Source organism: Achromobacter veterisilvae (genome assembly GCF_037619525.1).
GTDB lineage: Bacteria > Pseudomonadota > Gammaproteobacteria > Burkholderiales > Burkholderiaceae_B > Achromobacter > Achromobacter veterisilvae.
Genome location: NZ_CP148753.1, coordinates 5,549,938 through 5,573,294 on the forward strand (window position 1 = coordinate 5,549,938; position 23,357 = coordinate 5,573,294).

The window sequence follows — 23,357 nt, forward strand, 5'->3', positions numbered from 1 at the left end:
GCCCTACCTCCAGGCGATCACGCCCCCCGATACGTCGGGGGGCTTTTTTTGCGCAAGCGCGCACACCCCAGAGCCGTTGCCAGATGCCCAGTGCCACATTAAAAATCTGTGTTGAACAGCCTCCACAAGAATAGCCGGCCCGCCGCCGGGCCGCCCCAAGGCGGGCCAGCCCCCTTGGGGGGCAGCAAGCCGAAGGCGCGGCGTGGGGGCCCTTCCACCACTTATCCCCGCCAACTGTGGAGAAGGTTGAGGACAGCCTTGGGGCAGAACCAAAATCCCCTGTCCCGCCAAGCACTTGCAAGGTGCGGTCAAAAAATGCGCAATCCTGCTTTTGGATGATTTCCGGCGCACTTATCCACTGAAATCCGGGCCGCGGCCCCGGACTGGCCGCGCGCCCGGCGACGATGTGGATTTGTCCCCGCGTTCTGTGGAAAAGCATGAGGACAGTATGAGGGCAGGTCGGGATTCCCCTTGCATATCAAGGGCCTGCAAGGGGTGGTCAAGAAAGGCCCAAACACCATGGCGCGGCCTCGCGGTTGTCCCCGAGAAATGTGGATAAGCCTGAGGACAGTATGCGGGTACTCCCCAAAAGCCCTTATGGACCAAGGACTTGAAAGCACCGGGCAAGAAACGCGCAACGCCGCGCGTTCGCCCGGATGCGCGCGGGGCCGCGGCGCTCGCGCCGCGACCGGACCCCGCTTGTCCCCATCGAATGTGGACAAGCCTATGAACAGTCCGATAACAAGCTGAAAAAGCCCTTATCAGACAATCACTTGGAAGCCGTGCTCAAGAAAGGAGCAGCGGGTGGAAACTTAACTGTTCCCCTCCAGGCGCATGCCGATCTTCAAGCCGACCTGCCAATGCGCCACCTTGCCGTCCTTGATGTGGCCGCGCACCTCGGTGACTTCGAACCAATCCAGATTGCGCAGGGTTTCGGACGCGCGCTCGATGGCCTGCGAGATGGCGTCATCGGTGGACTTGGTGGATGAGCCCACCAATTCGATTTGCTTGTAGACATGATTCGACATAGCTCGTCTCCGCGAAGGGGGTGAGTCGTGAATCGTCGGCCAGGCGGCGACGTTCCGGCGCTTACGACCGGCAATCCATTCGAACACACAGCATACGCTCACGGCGCTAGAGTGGTGTTACGAGTTCCGTCTCCGCGCCGGACTCGGCGCGCACGGCGGAACCGGCTTCCGCAACGCAAGCAAGGAGGTACCGTCATGCCTGAACGAAAAACCCTGGAACGAGCGGCGCGCGACAAACGTCAAGGAAAGTCCGCATCCACGCAGGCCGGAGAATTCGTGCGAGAGGAAATCGAACACGTGCGCGAAGGCAAGCATGGCGTGCGGTCCACCAAGCAGGCCATCGCGATCGGCCTGTCCAAGGCCCGCCGCGCCGGCGTCAAGCTGCCCGCCCCCAAGAAGGCCAGCGCCGCCACCAAGCGCAAGGCCGCGCAGGACAGCCACGCGGCCGGCGACGGACACGCCAAGTCCGCCACGCGCGCCCGGTCCACCACCACCGCGCTGAAGCGGGAAAGCACGAAGCCCGCGTCGCGTTCGGCGCTGTCCCGGCAGGCCAGCGCATCCGCCTCCAAGCGCACGGCGGCGGCCCGTTCGGCCGCGGCCAAGAAGGCCGCCGCCACCAAGGGCGCGGCCGGACGATCGGCGGCCGCCAAGAAAGCGGCCCGCACGCGCGCGGCCAATCAGCGGGCCAGCCACGCGCACTGAGCCCGCGCCCCTAGCCCGCCTCGAACTGCCTGAAGCGTTCCTGGAGGAACTCGCGCAGGCGCCTGACCGCCGGCGACAGCAGCATGCGGTGCACGCACAGCAGGTACAGCGGCGACGGCTCGCTGGCGTAGTCGCCCAAGGCCTCGACGAGCCGCCCCGCGCGCAGGTCGGACAAGACGTCGTAGCGCGACTTGTAGGCCACGCCATGGCCGGCCAGCGCCCAGCGGCGCACCAGTTCGCCGTCGTCCCCCACGCGGTCGCCTTTGACCGGCACCGTCAGCGTGGAACCGTCGCCGCGCTGGAACGTCCAGCGGTCGTGCAGCGTTTCGCCCAGCACGAAGGACAGGCAGTTGTGGCGGCGCAGGTCGGCGGGCGCCTGCGGCATACCGTGGCGCGCAAAATAGGCGGGCGAGGCGCAGACCACGCGGCGGTTGCGCTCGGCCAGCGGCAGCGCCACCAGTCCGGAGTCTGTCGGCGTGCCGTAGCGCACCGCCAGGTCCACCGGCTGGCGGTACAGGTCGGCCAGGCGGTCGCTGATGCGCACCTGGAAGCTGACGCGGGGATGCTCGCCCTGGAATTCGTCGAGCCAGGGCAGCAGCACGTGGCGGCCCAGGTCGGACGGAATCGACACGGACAAGGTGCCGGAGATCTCGGTCTTGCTGCGCGCCACGGCGTTCTTGCCGGCCTCCAGCGTCGAAATGGCGGAACGGGCGTATTCGAGGTAGCGCTCGCCGTCGCCCGTCAGCCTCAGGCTGCGCGTCGACCGCACGAACAGGCGCGCGTCCAGGGCCAGCTCCAGCCGCTTGAGCGCGGCGCTGGCCGCCGCCGGGGTCAGGTCCAGTTCGCGCGCGGCGGCCGAGAAACTGCCCTGGTCCGCCGCGGCCAGAAAGATCTTGAGGTCCTCGAACCGCACCATGCCGCTCTCATTTTCAACGAATGATTGAAACTGACTGCGATGCTAGCCGGTTTTTCATTGCCGCGGACTGGGTAATCATGCCTCATCCCCGACACACAAGGAGTCACCGCATGAACATCGAACTCAACGGCAAGAAAGCCCTGGTCACCGGATCCTCCGGCGGCATCGGGCTGGCGATCGCCTTCGGCCTGGCCCAGGCCGGCGCGCAGGTCGTGCTGCATGGCCGCAACGCCGGCAAGCTCGCGCAGGCCGCCGACACCATTGCCCGGCAACTGCCCTCGGCCCAGCTCGGCACCGTCCAGGCCGACCTGGCCACGGCCGACGGCGCGGCCTCGATCTCGGCGGCGCATCCCGACGTGGACATCCTGATCAACAACGCCGGCTACTTCGCGCCCAAGTCCTTCACCGAAATCACCGACGACGACTGGCAATACATGCTGGACGTAAACCTCATGAGCGGCGTGCGCCTGTCGCGCTATTACCTGCCCCGCATGCTGGCCGCCGGCTGGGGCCGCATCGTATTCATCTCCAGCGAATCGGCGGTGCAGATCCCCGCCGAAATGATCCATTACGGCGTCAGCAAGACGGCGCTCCTGGGCGTGTCGCGCGGGCTGGCCGAACTGACCGCCGGCACCGGCGTCACGGTCAATGCCGTGCTGCCCGGCCCCACGCGCTCGGAGGGCGTCTCGGCGTTCTTCGCCCAGATGGCCAAGGAGCAAGGCGTCTCGCAAGACGACATGGAACGCGACTTCATCGCCCAGCACCGCCCCACGTCGCTGCTGCGCCGCCTGGCCACCGTCGAGGAAGTGGCCAACATGGTCGTCTACGCCAGTTCCACCCAGGCCTCCGCCACCAACGGCGCCGCGCTGCGCGTGGACGGCGGCGTCGTCCGCTCCATTATCTGATCCCTATCGAGCCCTCTCCATGAAAGCCATCGCCTACTTCAAGAACCTGCCCGCCGACCATCCCGAAGCGCTGCAGGACATCACCGTCGCCGATCCCGTGCCCGGCGACCGCGACCTGCTGGTCGAGGTCCGCGCCATCTCGGTCAACCCGGTGGACGTGAAGATCCGCGCCAACCGCAAGCCCACGGACGGCCGGCCGGAGATCATCGGCTGGGACGCCGCCGGCGTCGTGCGCGCCACGGGCGCCAAGACCAGCCTGTTCAAGCCCGGCGACCGGGTCTGGTACGCGGGCGCGCTGAACCGCCCCGGCGCCAACAGCGAACTGCACGTCGTGGACGAGCGCATCGTCGGCGCCATGCCCGCCAACCTGGACTTCGCCCAGGCCGCCGCCTTGCCGCTGACCACCATCACCGCGTGGGAACTGCTGTTCGACCGGCTGCGCGTGCTGGACAACCGCGCCCCCAGCCAGCGCAGCCTGCTGGTCATCGGCGCCGCCGGCGGCGTGGGCTCGATTCTGGTGCAACTGGCCCGCCAACTGACGGGCCTGACCGTGATCGGCACCGCGTCCCGTCCGCAGACCCAGGACTGGGTGCGCGAACTGGGCGCGCATCACGTCATCGACCACGCCAGGCCGCTGGCCGCCGAACTCAAGCGCATCGGCTTCGAACACGTCAGCGACATCGCCGCGCTGACCCACACCGACCAGCACTTCGCGCAGATCGCCGAAGCGATCGCGCCGCAAGGCAGGGTCGCGCTGATCGACGACCCCGCCGCCATCGACGTGCGCCTGCTCAAGTCGAAGTCGGCGTCGCTGCATTGGGAATTCATGTTCGCGCGGCCCTTGCATGGCACGCCCGACCTGATCGCCCAGCACGAACTGCTGACCCAGGCCGCCCGCCTGATCGACAACGGCACGCTGCGCACCACGCTGGGCGAGCATTACGGCAAGATCAACGCGGAAAACCTGCGCCGCGCCCACGCCTTCATCGAAAGCGGCAAGGCGCGGGGCAAGGTGGTGCTGGAAGGCTTCTAGCCGCGTCCTTCCCGTTTGGCGCGCGCGTGGGGATCGTCGATTTCGGCTTCGAGTTCGGCGATCAGCCATTCGAACCAGCCGTTCTCGCTGCGCGCGTAGACCGCCGCGGCCGGCGTCTTGCCTTCGCGCCAGCCCGGCTGGTGCGCATCCATCCAGGCGGCCAGGCTCTTGTGCGGCGCCAGCAGGCCGGACAGCCAGGCCCACACGTAGTCGGGCACGTTGCGGCGGAACCCCTTCGCGCAGGCGTAGATGGTGGGCTCAAGCGGCAAGTTGCCGGCGCGCGCCAGCCTTGCCTGCACCCGGCGCAGCGTTTCTGCCGCGGCCTGCAATTGTTCGGTGCTGAGCTTTTTCACGTAACGACTCCCTAGACTTGGACTGCCCGGATTATCGCCGCAGGCGGCGGCGCTTTCCAAGCGCGGCGTGGATTCCCGCGCCGCCCCTTCATGAACGACCGGCGCGGGGCACGGCCAGGCCCAGCAAGGCGGTCGCGCTGAAGCGCTCGCCAGGCTCCAGTACCCGCATGCCGGTGCGCGTGTCGCCGCCGGCCGCCAGATTGAAGGCGTCCGCCACATTGGTCACCGGCGCGACACAGAGAAACCCCGAGCCCGGAGCGGTGTACACCACCAGGTGCGCGAACGCCGGATCGGCGTGCAGCGCCAGTTGGTGCCCGTCCGGCCAATGCAGGGTGGCGCGCCCTTCCCACTGCGACAGATACGTATCGCAGCCCTCGGCGGACCGCCGCAGCTCGCGCACGTGGCCGACCTGGCTGCCGGCCGGCAGGCCGTCCGCGTCCGCGGGCCACAGGCGCCGCGCGTGCAGCGTGACCCGCTGCGCCGTGAAATAAGGATGCAGCCCCAGTCCGAAGGGCATAGGCGTGTCGCCCTGGTTGACGATGGCCAGCGCCACGCTCAGCCCGCGCGCGTCCAGCCGATAGCGCTGCACGCATTCGAACGGCCAGGACCAGCCCAGCACGCCGGCCGGCTGCTCCAGCACCAGGTCGACGCTGTCCGCGGCATGGTTGCGCACCCGCCAGGCCTGGTACAGGCCCGCGCCGTGGATCGCGTGCGGACGGCCCGGCACCGACTGCAACGCATGCCGGGCACCGTTGAAGACGAACACGCCGTCCCGGATCCGGTTGGCATAGGGCGCCAGCGGATAGGAACCCGCGCGCGGCCATTGCGCCGCGGGCCATCCGGTGGCGGTCAGCGGCACGATCCAGTCGTGGCCGCCCGTGGACAGGCGCGTCAGGCGCCCGCCGCCGTCCGGCGCGAACTCGGCCTGGTGCGCCCCGCTGGCGATGGCGATGCGCGCGCTGGCGTCCAGCGCCGCGGGAACGGGAAGATTCTGCATTGCTGTGCGGCTCCGGCGGCTAGAACAAAGACAAGGCCGCGCGCTGCGATTGTGCCGCCGGCGTCCCGTCGCCGCAAGCGCGGTTGCGGCGGCCCGGGCTTCATCCGGCCGCGGGGCGCACGCCGCACAGCGCCAGCAGATGCCCCAGCGCCGGGTTCTGGTTCGTGTCCAGCCACGCGATGCCATGCTGCAATTTGGGCGCATCCGCGGGCAAGGGGCGAAACGCCAGGCCCTCCATGTTGAACGACTCGATATCGCGCGGGATGATGGCCACGCCGGTGCCGGCCGCGACCAGGCAAAGCAGGGTCTGGGACGCCTCGGTCTCGCGCACGACGCGCGGCATGAATCCCGCGCCCAGGCAGATCGCGTCCATGGCGTCGCGCAGATGGAAGCCCTTGCCCGAGGGATAGGCGATGAAGGGTTCGTGCGCGAGGTCGGCGATGGCCAGGTCCGCCCTGGCCGCCAGCGGGTGCGTATCGGCCAGCGCGATGGAGAACTCGCTCAGCATGAATTCGTGCGACACGATGTGCCCGCCCTCCAGGGGCAGGAAGCACAAGGCCGCGTCCAGCGTGCCGTCCAGCAGCTTCAGCCGCAGTTCGCCGGTGGGCAGCGGCCCCTGGATATCGAGCGCGATGTTGCTGTACAGACGGCGGCAGTCGCGCACCAGCCCCGGCAGCCGCACGTGGCTGGCGCGCCCGGTATAGCCCAGCCGCAGGCTGCCCGTCTCGCCTCGGCCGGCCTTGCGGCAGGCTTCCACCGCGCCGTCCAGTTGCCGGAACATGGGCTGGATGCCATCCAGGAACACGCGGCCGGCCACCGTCAGCGCCACCTTGCGCGTGCTGCGCTCGAACAGCTTGACGCCCAGTTCGTCCTCCAGTTCGCGGATGCGCTGGCTCAGCGGCGGCTGCGCGATGTGCAGGCGCAGGGCGGCCCGGGTAAAGCTCAACTCGGTGGCGACGACCATGAAACTCTGAAGGTGGCGCAATTCCATCGGACGGATTCCGTAAAAGACCAACCGGAAATTAATACTCAGTAAGTATAAATAGTACGTCCATAATAAATTGGACGACACAATCCGCCGGCTTTAACCTGCCACGCATCGAACAACGACACGATGTAGAGGCATGACAATGGCTGATCTTTCGGGGCGCGTCGCCCTGGTTACCGGCTCCACCAGCGGCATCGGCCTGGCCGTGGCGAGGCGCCTGGCGCGGTCCGGCGCCACCCTGGTCCTCAACGGCCTGGCGGACGCGGCCGCGGCCGACGCGCTGTGCGCCGAATTCCGGGACGTCTACGGCGTGCCCGTGCGCTTCCAGCCCTGCGACCTGCGCAAGCCGGCCGAGATCGAGGCCATGATCGCGGAACTGAACGACGCCTACGGCGCGCTGGACATCCTGGTCAACAACGCGGGCATCCAGCACGTCAGCCAGATCGAGGCCTTTCCCGTCGAGAAATGGGACGACATGATCGCGGTCAACCTCTCGGCCAGCTTCCACACCATCCGCACGGCGCTGCCCGCCATGCGCGCGCGCAACTGGGGCCGCATCGTCAACATGGCGTCCATCAGCGGCATGCGCGGGCGGGCGGGAAAGACGGGCTACAACGCCACCAAGCACGGACTCATCGGATTGACGAAATCCGTGGCGCTGGAAACCGCGAAAACCACCATCACCTGCAACGCCATCTGCCCGGGCTGGGTGCATACGCCGCTGGTGCAGAAGCAGATCGACGCGCTGGCCGAACGCGACGGCCTGGACAACGCCGCCGCCACCGACCGCCTGCTGGGCCTGCGGCAGCCTTCGGGCAAGTTCGTGACCCTGGAGCAGATCGCCGGCCTGTGCGAATTCCTCTGTTCGCCCGACGCCGACGAAGTCCGCGGCGTGGCATGGGCCATGGACGGCGGCACGACCGCGGCCTGAGGCCGGGGATAGAGGAGACTACGATGCTGGATCATACTCATGTGCCCGCGGCGGCGAGCTGGGTCGACGGAACCCGCGGCCACCCGGACTTTCCCATCCAGAACCTTCCCCTGGGCGTGTTCCGCCAGGGCGGCGGAACGCCGCGCGTGGGCGTGGCCATCGGCGACCAGGTGCTGGACACCCGGGCGGCGGTCGAACTGGGCCTGATGGACGGCCTGGATCCGGCCTCGCGCCTGGCGCTGACGGCCGGCGCGCTCAACGACTGGATGGCTCTGCCGCCCGCGGCGCGAACGGCCTTGCGCCATGCCGTGTTCGCCCTGCTGGACGCCGATCATCCCGGGCGGGCGCGCCACGCGTCGCTGGCGGGGCAACTGCTGCGCCAGCAGGCGCAGTGCGAACTGCTGCTGCCCGCCGACGTGGGCGACTACACCGACTTCTACGCCGGCATCCACCACGCCACGCAGGTCGGCAGACTGTTCCGGCCGAACAGCCCGCTGATGCCGAACTACAAGCACGTGCCGATCGCCTATCACGGCCGCGCATCGTCCATCCGCCCGTCCGGTTCGCCGGTGCGGCGTCCGACTGGCCAGGTCCGGACCGCAGCCGGCGTGGACGTCCCGGCGCTGCGGCCGTCGGCCCAACTGGACTTCGAACTGGAACTGGCGATCTGGATCGGCCCGGGCAACGCGCTCGGCGCGCCGGTGCCCCTGGCCGCGGCGGCGGATCATGCGGCCGGCTACGGCTTGCTGAACGACTGGTCCGCCCGCGACATCCAGGCCTGGGAATACCAGCCCCTCGGCCCGTTCCAGGGCAAGAACTTCGCCTCGACGGTCTCGCCCTGGGTCGTCACGGCCGACGCGCTGGCGCCGTTCCGCTGCGCGCCCATGGCGCGCGGCGGCGACGATCCGGAACTGCTGCCGTACCTGCGCGACGAGGCCGATGCCGCGGCGGGCGGCCTGTCGATCGCGCTGGAGGCCTGGCTGTCGACGGCGCGCATGCGCGAACTCGCGCTCGGCCCCTGCCGGCTGTCCGCCAGCGACGCGCGCCACCTGTACTGGACGCCCGCGCAGATGGTGGCCCAGCACACGCTGGGCGGCTGCAACCTGCGCCCCGGCGACCTGCTCGGCTCGGGCACCATATCGGCCCCGGACGACAGCGGCCACGGCAGCCTGCTCGAACTCACGCGCGGCGGCACGCGGCCCATCGAACTGCCGTCGGGCGAGACCCGCCTGTTCCTGGAAGCGGGAGACGAGATCGCGCTGACGGCGCACTGCCGCCGCGACGGATTCGCCCGCATCGGTTTCGGCGAAAGCCGCGCCCGCATCATCGACTGACCCCTACAACGGCCTCCGCAAGACCGAAGGCCGCGCATACATAACGGAGACATGAAATGAAGAAGCTATTCGCAGCAGGCATGATGGCCCTGGCCGCCACCGCCGGCACGCCCGCGCTGGCCCAGGACTTTCCCAAGCATCCCATCCGCCTGATCATCCCGTATTCGGCGGGCGGCGTCACGGACGTGGTGGGCCGCGCGCTGGCGGAACAGTCCGGCAAGCGGCTCGGGCAGACGGTCGTGGTCGAGAACAAGACCGGCGCGAACGGCACGCTGGGCGCGACGCAGATGCTCAACACCGCGCCCGACGGCTATACCGTGACCATGGTGCCCATCGGCATTTTCCGCATGCCCCACATCACCGGCACGCGCTACGACCCGATCAAGGACCTGACCTACATCTCCATGATCGCCGGCTACAACTACTATGTGGCGGTCAGCGCCGACTCGCCCTGGAAGACGCTGGACGACCTGGTCGCCTACGCCAAGTCCAAGCCCGATGCCCTCTCCTACGGCACGCCGGGCGCCTACAGCAGCCAGCACATCGCGATGGTGCAACTGGGCGAGGCCGCCGGCGCCAAATGGACGCACGTGCCGTACAAGGGCGACGCCGACGCGCTGTCGGCCATGCTGGGCGGCCACATCCAGGTGCTGGTCGGCGCCAGCACCATCCTGCCCTACGTGGCCTCGGGCAAAGTGCGCATCCTGGCCTCGCTGGGCGACCGCCGCTCGCCCGACCTGCCGGACGTGCCCACCCTGAAGGAATCCGGCTACCCGGTGGTCCACACTTCGCCCTTCGGCATCGCCGGCCCCAAGGGCATGGACCCCGCCGTGATCGCCCGGCTCGACGGCGCGTTCCGCGACACGCTCAAGGACGACGCCTTCCTGGCCCTGCTGCGGCAGTCCGGCGTCTCGCCGCAATACATGGATTCCGCGTCCTACACCAAGGCAGCCGAAGCCAGCGCCGACACCGAGCGCGAGGTCATCAAGAAGCTGGGCAACATCATGAACAAGTGATGGCGCGCTGGTTTTCCCGATTTCGCAACACTGTTGCCCGGTCTCTCACACTATTTCACGCCGCCCATCCGGATGTCTCCTTTTGGCGGGCGCCGAAATGCATGATGGCATCCGAAAGCAGGTTGCGCAGGGCGGGCCGAAGCGCCGAAGGCCGCCAAAGAAGGCGGCCCCGCCGCTGACGAGCACGGGGAGTCAGCGACGGCCGCCACGCGAAGCGCCCCATCGGGGCGCTTTCGATTTGCCGGCGCGGGCCGCGCAACCTTGCGCGCGCGCGTGCGCCGGGCCCCGCCCGGCAGCCATCGCCCTCACGGCGGATGCTGCCCGCTCAGGCGCTCATGCTAATGATGGAAGCGCCACGGGAGCATGCGCCTGCCGGCATCTCCATTACCCGAATGCAGGCGCGCCGGTCTAGGAGGGAGACACTATGGCCTCAGGCACCCGGTTAGCGGACGTCATCGTCAAGCTACCAGATCGATCGACCTGCCGCGTACAACGCCGCCTGGTCATAAAGCGCAGCGAGACGGCTCCACCAGAGCCCGAATACATCTGCTCGTTGCCCACGGGCGAGCCGGTCACCTGGCTTCGCGACGGGAAGTACCGCCTTCCGGACGGCACCATCGCGGTCGCCGTCGCGCATCGGCGGCCAACAAAATAGCGGCGCCGCAACTTGCCGGCCTGCTCCTCACCCCCTCTCCAGGGCTTGCTAGTCACTTCGATCGGCAGAAACTCAGGATGGCCTCCGCGACAGACCGCGACGCTTCCCGCTGGGGGAAATGCCCCACGCCATCGAGCACCTGCCGTTCGTAGCCGCCGTTGAAGAACGTCTCGCGGCCCTTGGAACTGTCGGGGTGGTTGCAGGTGTCGGCGCCGCCGTGCAACACCAGCGTCGGCACCGACAGCACTGGCGCGGGGTGCAGGCGCGCTTCGTCCCCGGCATAGGCCGGGTCGCCCTCGGCGAAGCCCCAGCGATGCCGGTAGGAATGCAGCACGATCTCGGCCCAGTCTTCGCCCTGGAACGCCCGCGCGGCTTCGTCAAAATCAGCCTGCGCGTACCAGCCGGCCGGCGCCCAGGTGTCCCACATCATGCGGGCGAAGGCCTCGCGTTCATCGCGCACCACCTGCGCTCCCCGCGGCGTGGCCATGTACCAGTGATACCAGTAGTTGCGCGCCTGCGGCAGCGGGAGCGGCTGGTTGGGGTCGTTGGTGCCGTAGCCCACCGACAGCATCACCAGGTGCGAAGCGGCACCCGCCCGCAGGCCGCAGGCATTGGCGGCGGCGCGCGCGCCCCAGTCATGGCCGATCAGCGCGGGTTGCGCCAATCCCAGCACGTCGATGAAATCCAGCAAATCACGGCCCAGGGCGGACAACTGCCCGCTGCGGGGCGTGGCGGCATCGCGGAACCGCGTCGGCGCAAAGCCACGCAGCGCAGGCGCCAGCACGCGGTAGCCCGCCTCGGCCAGGATGGGAGCCACGGTCTTCCAGCACTCCGGACTATCCGGCCAGCCATGCAGCAGGACGGCGGTTCGCGCGCCATGCGGATTCCATTCCAGATAGGCGATATCGAGCCGTTCGGTCGAGGCGAAGCGATAGTTGTGCATAAGGGAACCTCTCATCGTGAAGATTCCCAAGCGTAGCTGGACGATTCCATTCTATTGTCGAATAATCTTCATTGATTAATGATTTTTCACGTTGAATTCCAGGATGCCTATTTCTCCCCTTGCCGATGGCCCTCCACTCGACACGGTGCTGCTGCGCACCTTTCTCGAAATCGTGGACAGCGGCAGCTTCGCCACGGCAGCCGAACGGCTGTCGTTGACGCCTTCGGCCGTCAGCGGACACATGCGGCGGCTGGAACAGATCGCGGGTGCCAGCCTGCTGGCGCGCACCACTCGCCGCCTGGAATTGACGCAGGCCGGCGACACCTTGTACGCCTACGGCCGCAACATCCTCGATCTGGAACGCGAAGCCCGCGCCAAGCTGCGCGGTACGCCATTACGCGGACGACTGCGTATTGGCGCCTCGGAAGATTTTGCCGGTGCCTGGCTGCCCCAGGTGCTGCAACGCTTTCGGCAATGGAATCCCGAAGCCACGGTCGAACTGAAGGTCGGCATCACCGCCGATCTGCTGCGCCAGCAGGAACGCGGCCGCCTGGAGCTGGTCTTCGGCAAGCAATGCAGCCGCGTCGAGGGCAGCGGCACGTTGTTGTGGGAAGAACCGCTGGTCTGGGCGTTTTCGGCCGACCAACCCCTGCCGGCCGAACCGCCGCTGCCGCTGGCGGTCTTTCCCGAGCCGTGCGTCTATCGCGAATCGGCAGTCAGGGCGCTGGGCAAGACGGATCGGGTCTGGCGCATCGTCTTTGAAAGCGGCAGCATGGCCGGCTGCCTGTCGGCGGCGCGTGCGGGCTTCGCCATCACGGTCATCGCCGACAGCCAACGCAGTGAAGGCCTGCGCATACTCGGCAGCGAGGATGGCTTGCCCGAACTGCCGATGGCGCGCTTCTACGCCTTTGCCAGCGGGGATAATCCGGTCAGCACAGCGCTGATCGAGGCCGCCCGCAGTGCTGGCCAGAGCCGCTTCAGCCAGCGCGGGCTTCGGGACTGATAGACGCTGGGACGGGTTTCATTGGAGCCGGACTGCAAATTCCCTGCTGCACCAAGGCGGCCGAAGCCAGCGCCGACACCGAACGCGAGATCATCAAGAAGCTCGGCAACCTCATCAACAAGCGATGCCCCGCCCCCGAAAAAAACCGGCGGCGCCCGGCGTAGCCGCCCGCAGCGCTCCGCCCGCCCGATACAATTACGGGCATGAATTCAGCAACGCCCCACTCCGCCGCCGACGCCCTTTCGGGCCACACCCCCATGATGCAGCAATACCTCCGCCTGAAGGCGGAGGCCGGTCCCTTGCTGCTGTTCTACCGCATGGGCGACTTCTATGAAATGTTCTACGAAGACGCGGAACGCGGCGCGCGCCTGCTCAATCTGACGCTGACCAAGCGCGGCTCGTCCAACGGCACGCCCATCCCCATGGCCGGGCTACCCGTGCACGCCATGGAGCAATACCTGGCCCGCCTGGTCGCCATGGGCGAGTCCATCGCCATCTGCGAGCAGATCGGCGATCCGGCCGCCTCCAAGGGGCCGGTCGAACGCCGCATCGTGCGCATCGTGACGCCCGGCACGCTGACGGACGACGCGCTGCTGCCGGCCAAGGCCGACCGGGCGCTGGCCGCCGTCTTCGTCACCGGCCCGGCGCGCGCGCCGCGCGCCGGCGTGGCCTGGCTGAACCTGGCCAGCGGCGAATTCCGCGTGACCGAATGCGCGCCGCCCCAACTGGAATCGGAACTGCACCGCATCGCGCCGGCCGAGGTCATCTGCGCCGACACCGCCGAATTCGACTTCCCGTTCGAAAGCGCCCGCACGCGCGTGCCCGACTGGCACTTCGAGGCCGACAGCGCGCGCGCCCACCTGCTGGCGCATTTCAAGACCGACACGCTGGCGGGCTTCGACGTCGAGGACATGCCGGCCGGCGTCTGCGCCGCGGGCGCCCTGCTGCGCTACGCGGCCCGCACCCAGGCGCAGGCCCTGGCCCACGTACAGAGCCTGTCGGTGGAACGTCCCGGCCAGTACGTGCTGCTGGACCCGGTCACCCGCCGCAACCTGGAACTGACGCAGACGCTGTCCGGCGAAGATTCGCCCACGCTGTTCTCCCTGCTGGACGGTTGCCGCACGCCCATGGGCAGCCGCCTGCTGCGCCGCTGGCTGCACCACCCGCTGCGCGAGAACGAACAGGCGCAGGCGCGCCAGCACGCCATCTCGGCGCTGCTGGCCGGCCGCATGGACGTAGAGCAGACCTTTGGATCGGCCGGCCTGCTGGAATCCCTGCGCGGCGCGCTCAACGCCTTCCCCGACATCGAACGCATCGCCACGCGCCTGGCGCTGCGCTCGGTCCGCCCGCGCGAACTCGCCAGCCTGCGCGACGCGCTCCAGGCCCTGCCCGCGCTGCGCGAGCAGGTCGAGCCGATGGCGGATTCGCCCCGGCTGGGCGAACTGGTGTCGCACCTGTCGGTGGACCCCGCGCTGGCCGCCCTGCTGGTACGCGCCATCGCGGCCGAGCCCGCGGTCGCCATCCGCGACGGCGGCGTGCTGGCCCCGGGATTCGACTCGGAACTGGACGAGCTGCGCGCGCTCGCGGCCGACGGCGGCGACTTCCTGGTGCAACTGGAAGCCCGCGAGCGCGAACGCACCGGCATCAACAACCTGCGCGTGGAATTCAACCGCGTGCACGGCTTCTATATCGAAGTCACCAAGGGCCAGACGGCCAAGGTGCCGGAAGACTACCGCCGCCGCCAGACGCTGAAGAACGCCGAACGCTACATCACGCCTGAACTGAAGACCTGGGAAGACAAGGTGCTGTCCGCCCAGGACCGCTCGCTGGCCCGCGAAAAATGGCTGTTCGAGCAATTGCTGGACGTGCTGGCCGAGCACGTGCGCCCGCTGTCGGACTGCGCCGCCGCGCTCGCCGAGCTGGACGCGCTGGCCGCGCTGGCCGAACATGCGCGCCGCCACGACTGGATCGCGCCCGAGTTGTCGGAGCAGGCCGACATCGACATCGAGGCCGGCCGACATCCCGTGGTGGAACACGCGATCGAACGCTTCACGCCCAACGGCTGCCGGCTGGAGCCCGCCCGCCGCATGCTGCTGATCACCGGCCCGAACATGGGCGGTAAATCGACCTACATGCGGCAGGTGGCGCTGATCGTGCTGCTGGCGCGCATCGGCAGCTTCGTGCCCGCGGCGCGCGCGCGCATCGGCAAGATCGACCGCATCTTCACGCGCATCGGCGCGGCCGACGATCTGGCCGGCGGGCGCTCGACGTTCATGATGGAAATGACCGAGGCGGCCGCCATCCTGTCGGCCAGCACGCCCAACAGCCTGGTGCTGATGGACGAGATCGGCCGCGGCACCTCGACCTACGACGGCCTGGCGCTGGCCTGGGCCATCGCCTGCCGCCTGCTGGCGCACAACCGCGCGCTGACGCTGTTCGCGACGCATTACTTCGAACTGACCCGCCTGCCCGCCGAGCAGCCGGCCGCCGCCAACGTGCACCTGGCCGCCGCGGAATCCGCGGGCGGCATCGTCTTCCTGCACGAAGTGCGCGAAGGCCCCGCCAGCCGCAGCTATGGTATCCAGGTGGCGCAGCGCGCCGGCGTTCCGGCCGCCGTGATCCGCCAGGCCTCCCGCGAACTGGAACGCCTGGAAGCCCAGGGCGCGCCCACCCCGCAGCTCGGCCTGTTCTCGGCCGCGGCCGAGGCCGACGCCCAGGCGGATGCCGCGGCCGAACGCTCCGACGCCTTCGAGGCCCTGGACGCCCTGCGCGACGAACTCGCCGCCATCGACCCCGACAGCCTCACGCCGCGCGAAGCGCTGGACGCCCTTTACCGCCTGAAGAAGCACCTCCAATGAACCTCGACCGCCCCTTGACGCTTCTGGGCAATCAAAGCCCCAACGACTTCATGCGCCGCTATTGGCAGCGCAAGCCGCTGCTGATCCGTCAGGCCATCCCCGCCTTCAAGCCGCCCGTCACCATCGCCGCCATCAAGAAGCTCGCGCGCCGCGACGACGTGGAGTCGCGCCTCATCTGGCGCGAGAACGGCGAATGGCAGATGGAAAACGGCCCCTTCGCGCGCCTGCCCAAGGACAACGAGGGCGACTGGACTCTGCTGGTGCAAAGCGTGGACCTCCACAGCGACGCCGCGTCCGAACTGATGCAGTTGTTCCGCTTCATTCCGGACGCCCGCCTGGACGACGTGATGATCAGCGTCGCCAGCCATGGCGGCGGCGTGGGCCCGCATTTCGACAGCTACGACGTGTTCCTGCTGCAGGCGGCGGGCGAGCGCGAATGGCGCTACGGCCGCCAGAAGGACCTGTCCCTGGAGCCCGGCCTGCCGCTGAAGATACTGAGCCGCTTCGAGCCCGAGGAAACGGCCGTGCTGGCCCCCGGCGACATGCTCTACCTGCCGCCCCAGGCCGCCCATGACGGCGTGGCGGTGGGCGACGGCTGCATGACCATCTCCATCGGTTTCCGCGCCCCCACGCAGGCGACGCTGGCGCGCGGCCTGCTGGAAGCGGCCGCCGACCAGGTCATGGCGCGCGTCGGCCTGCTGGGCGGCCCCTACGGCGAACCCGCACTGCCCGGCCCCAGGCTGTCCGCGGTCTACCGGGACCCGGGCCAGCCCGCCGTCGACACCCCGGCCGCGCTGCCCGACGGGCTGGTCGCCGCCACGCTGGAAACCGTGGAAAAACTGCGCTTCGACGATGCGCTGGCCTCGCGTTTCCTGGGCTGCTGGCTGACCGAGCCCAGCAACCTCAGCGTGTTCGACGCGCCCGAAGGCCTGGACGTGGATCTGGAAGAGGATTGGCCCTCGTCGGGCAGGCTGGTGCTGGACCGCCGCAGCCGCATGCTGTATCGGGGCAAGCAGCTCTTCATCAATGGCGAGACGGCAATGGTGCCGGCGGACGCCGCCTTGCGCGCGCTTGCCGATGCGCGCAGCCTGGACTGCGCCCACCCGTCCTGCGCCCGCCTGTCCGACGAGGCGCGCTCCTGCCTGGCGGACTGGCTGGATTCGGGCTGGATCCGCTACGTGGCGGCGTAGTATCTGGAAACGGGTACGTATCCGTCTTGCACAGAACGAAATCAGGTCTATTCGACGCGTCACATCAAGAAAGACATAACACGAAGCTGAAAGGTTTGTTGCCGTTGGGAAGCCACCTTTTTAACTTTCACACGGGATCGGCCTGCGTGTTCCTGTAGCCTGGATTCTGGTTTCCCCTAACGGGGTTTCAAGAGTCGTCATCTACAGGAGTCTAAAAATGATGAGCAAAACCTTGATTATTGCCTCGGTGCTGGCCGTCGCGCTCAGCGCCTGCAACAAGAAGGAAGATGCCCCGGCGCCCGCGACCAACCCCGCTCCGGGCGCCAGCACGCCTGCCCCCGCCACGCCTCCGGCCACTTCGCCGGCTCCGGCTCCGGCCCCCACGCCCGACACCACGCCGGGCGGCGGTTCGACCACCCCGGGTGGATCGACCACGCCCGCGTCCTGATCCCCTCAGCGACGAACCCCCGCTCGGAGAGGAAGCAGAAAGGCCCCGGCAGTCGGACTGCCGGGGCCTTTTTGCTTTTTGTCTTGGGGCAACAACAAGAAAAAAGGCCCCACTAGGGGGCCTCTTCATGCGGCCGGCGCCGCGGCGCCGGGCTGCTTGCCTTACATCTTGTCCTTCAGCACGCTCAGCAGGCGCTGGGCGGTGGCGCTGTTGTCGCGCGCGCCGTTGGCGTCCAGCACGGTCACTTCCGTCTGGTCGCCGGTGGAGGCCAGGTGGATGCGGTACTGCGGCGCCTCGGCCTTCTTGTCGCCCGAGAACATGCGGCTGAAGAAGCCCGGCTGTTCGATCTTCTCGCCCGTGTCGGTATCGACGTAGCGGACGAAGTAGTCGCCGGCGGAACGGTCGCGGTCGTCCACGGCGAAACCGCCGCCGTCCAGCGCCACGCCGACACGGCGCCATGCGCGGTCGAACGATTCGCCGACGATGAGCGACGTGCCCTGCGCGCGGACGTCCTGCTGCAGCGCGGGCTTCTGCGGCGCGGCTTCGGCCTGCTGCACCAGCTTGCGGGCGTTGTCGACGTCGGAACCCAGGTAGACCATCATGCGGGCGAGCATGGCGGCGTTCAGGCCCGGATCTTCCTTGCCGTTCTGCCATTGCACCTGGCCGCCGTCGGCGCCGACGCGCTTTTCAAGCATCTGGCGATGGCTGACGTAGACCTCGGTGTGGCCGTTGACGCGTTCGACGCGCGTGCGGAATTTCTCGCGCTCGCCGCTATCCCAGGCCGATTCCAGGATCATGCCCAGGGCCTGGCGCAGCCAGCTTTCCGGGATCTTGGCGCGGTTTTCCGCCCAATCGGTCTCGATCAGGCCCGCGCTCGGGTTGTTGCTGGCCACGGTAAAGCCGTTTTCGGTCCAGAAGTCGATCAGGCGCGGGAACACGTCCTCGGGAGCACGGTCCACGACGAGCCAGCGCAGATCGCCGTCGCGCTCGACCCGCATGTCCGTGCGGGCAGGCAGCACGTTGCTGGTCTTGGGCGCGCTGGCTTGCGCCTCGCCTTGCTGCTGGAACTGCGAATACGTCGTCGAGCCCGAGGCGGGCGCGCGATAACGCGGATCGCTGTTGGCCTGGGTCAGGTCGGGCGGAATGCTCAGGGGCTCCCCGCGCTGCGTGACGGCGCTTTTGTAATTGACGGACTCTTCATTGCCCAGGAGTTGATTGACCTCGCTGCAACCGGCCAACAACACCAGAGACATCAATGCCGACAGACCGGCATGACGCTTGTTCATACGTATCCTCACGATATTTAGAGCAGACCCGCATCCTGGAGCGCGGCGCGCACCGTCGCATGGTGCTGCGCCCCCAGTTCAACCAGCGGCAGCCGGTAGCCGAGTGCACTGCGGCCCAATTCGGCCAACGCCCACTTGACGGGGATGGGATTGGCTTCAACGAACAAAGCCTTGTTCAGACGTGCCAAGCGTGCATTAAGTTCACGCACCTTGGGCACATTGCCGTCCAGGGCGGCGGCACAGAGGTCACGCATGAGCTTCGGCGCCACGTTGGCCGTGACGGAGATATTGCCGCGCGCGCCCAGCAGGATCAGGGCGGGAGCGGTGGGATCGTCGCCGCTGAAGACCTGGAAGCCGGCGGGCGCCTCGCGCAGCAGCAGGCCGCCGCGCGCGATGTCGCCGGTGGCGTCCTTGATGCCGATGATGCCCGGCACCTGCGCCAGGCGCAGGACCGTGTCGTTGCTCATGTCGGCGACGGTGCGGCCCGGCACGTTGTACAGGATGGTGGGCAGGTCGACCGCTTCCGCGACGGCGCGGAAATGGCGGTACAGGCCTTCCTGCGAAGGCTTGTTGTAATAGGGAACGACCGACAGGCCGGCCTGCGCGCCCACGGCCTTGGCGTGGCGCGTCAGGTGGATGGCTTCGTCGGTGGAGTTGGCGCCCACCCCGGCGATGACCGGGATGCGGCCCGCCGCGTGCTCGACGGCGACGCGGATCAGTTCCGCGTGTTCTTCCATGGAGACCGTGGGCGATTCCCCGGTGGTGCCCACCACCACCAGCGCGTCGGTTCCTTCCTGGACGTGCCAGTCGATCAACGACCGGTAGGCAGCGTAGTCGAGGCTGCCGTCGGGCTGCATTGGGGTGACCAGGGCCACCATGCTGCCCTGGAAATTAACGCCTGCGGCGGTTGCAGGGGATGCCATAAATGTGGGGCTCCACGGCCCCGCGGCAGGATGCCCCAAGGCCAGAATCAGTGAAACCGCTGAGTTTAACGGATATTGGCCAAAATCTTATAGAAACCACTGAACGATTGTCGTTCCCAACCCGAGCACCGGCCGCATCAAAAGCCAGAGCACGTCCGTCACCAGCAGGATGACGACGAGGACCAGGCCGTAAGGCTCGAGTTTCGAATACTGCCAGGCCAGCCGGTTGGGCAGCAGGCTGAACAGAATGCGTCCCCCATCCAGCGGCGGGATGGGCAGCAGGTTCAGCGCCATCAATACCAGGTTGACGTTCACGCCGGCCACGGCCATCTCGAACCAGAACGATTCCTGCAGGCCCGATTCCAGGAAGAGGCGCAGGGAAAACGCCCACAGGATCGCCATCAGCAGATTGGCCGTGGGGCCGGCCAGCGCGACCCAGAGCATGTCCTGCTTGGGACGGCGCAAGCGGCCGAAGTCCACCGGCACCGGCTTGGCCCAGCCGAACAGCATGCCCGGGCTGCCCAGCAGCTTGGACGCCAGCAGGATCGCCACCGGCACCAGCAGCGTGCCGATGGGATCGATGTGCCGCGCGGGATTCAGGCTGATGCGGCCGGCCTGGTGGGCCGTGGGATCGCCGAACATGCGCGCGACGAAACCGTGCGCGGCCTCGTGCAAGGTGATGGCGAAAATAACCGGTATCGCGTAGACCGCAATGGTTTGGATGATGTCATTCATGGCGAACCGGATTGTAGATGAGCCGCGAGCCGGCGAGAGCCGGCCCGCAAGCGCGCGCGGCCGGCGCGCTCAGGCAAGGCCCAGCGTCGCCGGGTCGCCGCGCCCGACGCGCACCACCACCGGATCGTCGCCGGTGAGGTCGATCACGGTGGTCGGCGATTGCGGGCAGGCGCCCGCGTCGATGATGGCCGCCAGGGAATGTTCGTAGCGTTCGCGGATGTCTTCCGCGTCGTTCAGCGCCTCGGACTCGTCCTTGGGGATGAGCGTGGTGGACAGCAAGGGCGCCCCCACCTGCTCCAGCAGGCCCAGCATGACGGGATGGTCGGGCACCCGGATGCCGATGGTCTTGCGCGAAGGATGCGACACGCGCCGCGGCACTTCCTTGGTGGCTTCCAGGATGAAGGTCCAGGGGCCGGGCGTCGCGGCCTTCAGCAGGCGGTACTGCCGGTTGTCCACGCGCGCGAAGTGGCCGATTTCGGCCAGGTCGCGGCACAGCAGCGTGAGATGGTGGCGTTCGTCCAGCCCCCGCAGCCGGCGCAACCCGTCGGCGGCGTCCTTGTCGTCCAGGCGGGCGACGACCGCGTAGCTGGAGTCGGTGGGAACGGCCACCAGGCCACCGTCGGTGAGCCATTGGGCCGCCTGCTTGAGCAGGCGAGGTTGCGGATTCGCGGGGTGAATGGAGAAATACAGAGCCATGGGTTTATCCTAACACTCTTGAAGGCCGCTCAGTAAAGCGCGGCGATGCAAAATGGCGGGAACGCCGACCCGCCCGGAGAAACGGAATGCGCCTAGATAACTCGCGCGAAAGCGACAACGTGGAAGACCGCCGTGCCAGTGGCCCGCGGATCGGCGGACGCGGCACCATCGGCATCGGTACGATAGTACTGGCCCTGGTCGCCATGTACTTCGGCGTGGACCCCAGCGTAGTCCTGCAAATGGCCGAAGGCCCCCCGATGCAGCAGGAAGCGCCGGCCTCGCGCCCGCCCGCCAACGATCCCCAGGCCATCTTCGTATCGAAGGTGCTGGGCGAAACCGAAGACACCTGGAGCGCCATTTTCCAGAAAGACCTGAACCGCCAGTACGTGGCGCCCAAGCTGGTGCTGTTCCGCGGCGCCACCCCCACGGCCTGCGGTACGGGCCAGTCGGCGATGGGGCCGTTCTACTGCCCGGGCGACAGCAAGGTGTACATCGACCTGTCCTTCTTCGATGAATTGCAGAACCGCTTCAAGGCGCCGGGCGATTTCGCCCAGGCCTATGTGATCGCGCACGAGGTCGGACACCACGTCCAGCACCTGCTCGGCATCTCGGACCAGGTGGACAACCTGCGCCGGCGCAATCCCTCGCAGGCCAATGCGCTGTCGGTGCGCATGGAACTGCAGGCGGACTGCTTCGCTGGCCTGTGGGCGCAGCGCGCCGACGCGGCGCGCAACATTCTCGAAGGCGGCGACGTCGAAGAGGCCCTGGGGGCCGCCACCGCGATCGGCGACGACCGCCTGCAGAAGCAGAGCCAGGGCTACGTGGTTCCCGACGCGTTCACGCACGGTTCGTCGGCCCAACGGGTGCGCTGGTTCAAGCGCGGCCTGGAAAGCGGCAGCATCAAGCAATGCGACACGTTCTCGGCCAGTTCCCTGTAGGCCCGCGCCGGCCCTCCGGGCCTGTATATCCATACAGCCCGCGGGGCCGCGGCGTCTTCATCTTGTAAGATTACGCCCCCTCGCCGTGTTGCGTGCGTTTCCCCGCCGCCGGTCGAGCGGCGCGGCACGCGCCAGGCGCCATCCGCCGGCGCGCGCAATTCCCAGACCCTAGATCAGTTCCATGGCCAAGAAGTTCGAACCGTTAATCACCGTCGATGAGGTGCAAGAGATCCTTGCCGAACCCAAGGAAACCGTAAAACCGATCGCCTGGATTCCGAAGCCCGCCTCCTCCGATCTCCAATGGATGGAATTCGCGAGCCCGTGCCGGATCAAGGGGGAAGTGCGCGAAGACGTGATCTTCCGCGCGGCCTATCGCAGCGCCCGCACCGCGGTGCACGGCCAGGCCACCATTTTCCTGGCCGAGGCCTTTTGCGCCAGCCTCTTCGTGGGCCCGCACCGCGTGTACGGCGTGGACACCGACGATTCCTTCCACACCAGCCTGGTGGGCGAAGGCCGGCCGCAATTCCGCAAGCCGCTTGCGGACCGCAGCCACGAACACATCTGGGTGGACGACGGCGAAGGCTATGCCGAGCCCGTGGCGCCCGCCCTACACACCATCGGCGCGCTGATGCAGTATTTCCTGCCGCGGGCGAACCTGACGCTGACCGGCGGTTTCGCGCATCCTCTCAAAGGCCGCCAAATCGAACTGATTCTATGAGCAATTTTCTGGAAGCCTCCGGCTGGACTGTCCTGCCGGCCGGCGAGCACGCCATCCGCGCCGTATCGCCCATGACGCTGGGCCTGGACGGGCAGCATGCGGCGTTCTTCATCGCCCATCCCGACGACGCGTCTTTCTACCTGACCGACGCCTGTGAGACCGCGATGCACGCGTCCAGCTACGGTATCGACCTGCCGGCCAAGCGCATCGATCTGCTGAACGAAACGCCGGGCGTCAGCCTGGCGCACTTCGACCGCACGGGCGCCATCGTCGCGTCCGGGCCGAATGAACAGTTGCAGGAAGCCCTGTGGGACGCCGTGAAGCTGGCGATGGCGCTGTCGTTCCAGTGCGCCAAGTGGATGCCCCGGTTCAGCCAGCTACGCTTTCGCGCGCAAGTGGGCCGCGCGCTGGCGGAAGGCGTGGGCGTGAACCGCGTGGTCAAGGGCGCTCGCGCCAAGGGCAGCAGCGGCCACACGGCGGACTTCGCGTTCGCGGTGCGCGCGTCCGGCAGCACGGCGCTGACGTATATCGAGCCGATTTCCTTGAAGGCCGGCAAGAAGATGGACTGGACGCAGGTCTACCAGACCCACGGCAAGATGTCAGACGTGAAGATGGCCGACGCGCGCAATTCGCGCATGGTCATCCTGGAAGACGGCGCCTCGGCCGACGAATTCAAGAAAGCGGTGACCATACTCGAACAATCGGCCACTGTGCATACGCTGGCCAAGACGCGCGACTGGCGCGAGGTCTTTTCCGGCTAG

General features: G+C 67.9%; 23 protein-coding genes. 13 read left to right on the forward strand and 10 right to left on the reverse strand.

The window, feature by feature from the left end; all coding sequences use genetic code 11:
• Positions 1–812: 812 nt before the first annotated feature.
• Complete coding sequence (locus WHX56_RS25740; protein ID WP_129244625.1) at positions 813–1,028, reverse strand: dodecin; 216 nt, start codon at positions 1,026–1,028, stop codon at positions 813–815.
• A 195-nt stretch (positions 1,029–1,223) separates the two neighbouring features.
• Between WHX56_RS25740 and WHX56_RS25745 the strand changes: the two genes are divergently transcribed.
• On the forward strand, positions 1,224–1,730 hold the full coding sequence (locus tag WHX56_RS25745) for a DUF6496 domain-containing protein (protein ID WP_129244623.1): 507 nt from the start codon (positions 1,224–1,226) through the stop codon (positions 1,728–1,730).
• Between the two features lie 10 nt (positions 1,731–1,740).
• Here WHX56_RS25745 and WHX56_RS25750 read toward each other — a convergent pair whose 3' ends face one another.
• On the reverse strand, positions 1,741–2,646 hold the full coding sequence (locus WHX56_RS25750) for a LysR family transcriptional regulator (RefSeq protein ID WP_287754189.1): 906 nt from the start codon (positions 2,644–2,646) through the stop codon (positions 1,741–1,743).
• A gap of 110 nt (positions 2,647–2,756) precedes the next feature.
• On the opposite strand from WHX56_RS25750, the gene WHX56_RS25755 reads away from it, so the two are divergent.
• Positions 2,757–3,551, forward strand: a complete 795-nt coding sequence (locus tag WHX56_RS25755; protein ID WP_338879363.1) for an SDR family oxidoreductase — start codon at positions 2,757–2,759, stop codon at positions 3,549–3,551.
• A gap of 19 nt (positions 3,552–3,570) precedes the next feature.
• Entirely contained in the window at positions 3,571–4,584 is a 1,014-nt protein-coding gene (locus WHX56_RS25760) for a zinc-binding alcohol dehydrogenase family protein (RefSeq protein WP_338879364.1), read from the forward strand.
• On the opposite strand, the gene WHX56_RS25765 is transcribed toward WHX56_RS25760, so the two are convergent.
• The 3 genes from WHX56_RS25765 to WHX56_RS25775 form a co-directional block, all read right to left on the reverse strand.
• Complete coding sequence (locus WHX56_RS25765; protein ID WP_287754192.1) at positions 4,581–4,937, reverse strand: hypothetical protein; 357 nt, start codon at positions 4,935–4,937, stop codon at positions 4,581–4,583. The two genes, WHX56_RS25760 and WHX56_RS25765, sit on opposite strands and share 4 nt — an antisense overlap.
• 88 nt (positions 4,938–5,025) lie before the next feature.
• Positions 5,026–5,934, reverse strand: a complete 909-nt coding sequence (locus tag WHX56_RS25770) for an aldose 1-epimerase (protein WP_338879365.1) — start codon at positions 5,932–5,934, stop codon at positions 5,026–5,028.
• Between the two features lie 100 nt (positions 5,935–6,034).
• The gene (locus WHX56_RS25775) at positions 6,035–6,925 is read right to left on the reverse strand and encodes a LysR substrate-binding domain-containing protein (protein WP_338879366.1); all 891 of its coding nucleotides are present in this window, start codon (positions 6,923–6,925) and stop codon (positions 6,035–6,037) included.
• 139 nt (positions 6,926–7,064) lie between these two features.
• Between WHX56_RS25775 and WHX56_RS25780 the strand changes: the two genes are divergently transcribed.
• The 3 genes from WHX56_RS25780 to WHX56_RS25790 are packed head-to-tail and all read left to right on the forward strand — an operon-like array spanning position 7,065 to position 10,203.
• Positions 7,065–7,853, forward strand: coding sequence for a 3-hydroxybutyrate dehydrogenase (locus WHX56_RS25780; protein WP_338879367.1), 789 nt, complete (start codon positions 7,065–7,067; stop codon positions 7,851–7,853).
• Between the two features lie 23 nt (positions 7,854–7,876).
• Complete coding sequence (gene fahA / locus WHX56_RS25785; protein ID WP_338879368.1) at positions 7,877–9,187, forward strand: fumarylacetoacetase; 1,311 nt, start codon at positions 7,877–7,879, stop codon at positions 9,185–9,187.
• 56 nt (positions 9,188–9,243) lie between these two features.
• Positions 9,244–10,203 (forward strand): tripartite tricarboxylate transporter substrate binding protein, encoded by a 960-nt coding sequence (locus WHX56_RS25790; protein WP_338879369.1) that lies wholly within the window; start codon positions 9,244–9,246, stop codon positions 10,201–10,203.
• 707 nt (positions 10,204–10,910) lie between these two features.
• Here the strand turns inward: WHX56_RS25790 and WHX56_RS25795 are convergent.
• Positions 10,911–11,801, reverse strand: coding sequence for an alpha/beta hydrolase (locus WHX56_RS25795; protein WP_338881837.1), 891 nt, complete (start codon positions 11,799–11,801; stop codon positions 10,911–10,913).
• A 103-nt stretch (positions 11,802–11,904) separates the two neighbouring features.
• Here WHX56_RS25795 and WHX56_RS25800 point away from each other — a divergent pair, with 103 nt between their 5' ends.
• The 4 genes from WHX56_RS25800 to WHX56_RS25815 all read left to right on the forward strand — a co-directional run bounded on the left by WHX56_RS25800 (position 11,905) and on the right by WHX56_RS25815 (position 17,300).
• Complete coding sequence (locus WHX56_RS25800) at positions 11,905–12,804, forward strand: LysR substrate-binding domain-containing protein (RefSeq protein WP_338881838.1); 900 nt, start codon at positions 11,905–11,907, stop codon at positions 12,802–12,804.
• Positions 12,805–13,007: 203 nt separating this feature from the next.
• A complete protein-coding gene (gene mutS / locus WHX56_RS25805) occupies positions 13,008–15,662 on the forward strand; it encodes a DNA mismatch repair protein MutS (RefSeq protein ID WP_422393623.1) in 2,655 nt (884 codons plus the stop codon).
• Positions 15,659–16,852, forward strand: a complete 1,194-nt coding sequence (locus tag WHX56_RS25810; protein ID WP_338879370.1) for a cupin domain-containing protein — start codon at positions 15,659–15,661, stop codon at positions 16,850–16,852. The genes mutS and WHX56_RS25810 overlap by 4 nt, the downstream gene beginning before the upstream one ends.
• A gap of 217 nt (positions 16,853–17,069) precedes the next feature.
• On the forward strand, positions 17,070–17,300 hold the full coding sequence (locus WHX56_RS25815) for an endopeptidase (RefSeq protein WP_129244597.1): 231 nt from the start codon (positions 17,070–17,072) through the stop codon (positions 17,298–17,300).
• Between the two features lie 161 nt (positions 17,301–17,461).
• Here WHX56_RS25815 and bamC read toward each other — a convergent pair whose 3' ends face one another.
• From bamC to WHX56_RS25835, 4 genes are all read right to left on the reverse strand, one after another.
• Positions 17,462–18,586 carry an outer membrane protein assembly factor BamC gene (gene bamC, locus WHX56_RS25820; RefSeq protein ID WP_129244595.1) on the reverse strand — a complete coding sequence of 375 codons (1,125 nt, stop codon included), beginning with the start codon at positions 18,584–18,586 and terminating at the stop codon, positions 17,462–17,464.
• A gap of 17 nt (positions 18,587–18,603) precedes the next feature.
• Positions 18,604–19,509, reverse strand: coding sequence for a 4-hydroxy-tetrahydrodipicolinate synthase (dapA, locus tag WHX56_RS25825; RefSeq protein WP_287752475.1), 906 nt, complete (start codon positions 19,507–19,509; stop codon positions 18,604–18,606).
• An 87-nt stretch (positions 19,510–19,596) separates the two neighbouring features.
• Positions 19,597–20,244 (reverse strand): site-2 protease family protein, encoded by a 648-nt coding sequence (locus WHX56_RS25830; protein WP_338879371.1) that lies wholly within the window; start codon positions 20,242–20,244, stop codon positions 19,597–19,599.
• Between the two features lie 69 nt (positions 20,245–20,313).
• A complete protein-coding gene (locus WHX56_RS25835; protein ID WP_129244589.1) occupies positions 20,314–20,940 on the reverse strand; it encodes an L-threonylcarbamoyladenylate synthase in 627 nt (208 codons plus the stop codon).
• A gap of 86 nt (positions 20,941–21,026) precedes the next feature.
• Between WHX56_RS25835 and WHX56_RS25840 the strand changes: the two genes are divergently transcribed.
• The 3 genes from WHX56_RS25840 to WHX56_RS25850 all read left to right on the forward strand — a co-directional run bounded on the left by WHX56_RS25840 (position 21,027) and on the right by WHX56_RS25850 (position 23,357).
• A complete protein-coding gene (locus tag WHX56_RS25840) occupies positions 21,027–21,878 on the forward strand; it encodes a KPN_02809 family neutral zinc metallopeptidase (RefSeq protein WP_129244587.1) in 852 nt (283 codons plus the stop codon).
• Between the two features lie 181 nt (positions 21,879–22,059).
• A complete protein-coding gene (locus WHX56_RS25845; protein ID WP_129244586.1) occupies positions 22,060–22,596 on the forward strand; it encodes a hypothetical protein in 537 nt (178 codons plus the stop codon).
• On the forward strand, positions 22,593–23,357 hold the full coding sequence (locus tag WHX56_RS25850; protein WP_287752473.1) for a DUF1828 domain-containing protein: 765 nt from the start codon (positions 22,593–22,595) through the stop codon (positions 23,355–23,357). Before WHX56_RS25845 ends, WHX56_RS25850 begins: the two co-directional genes overlap by 4 nt.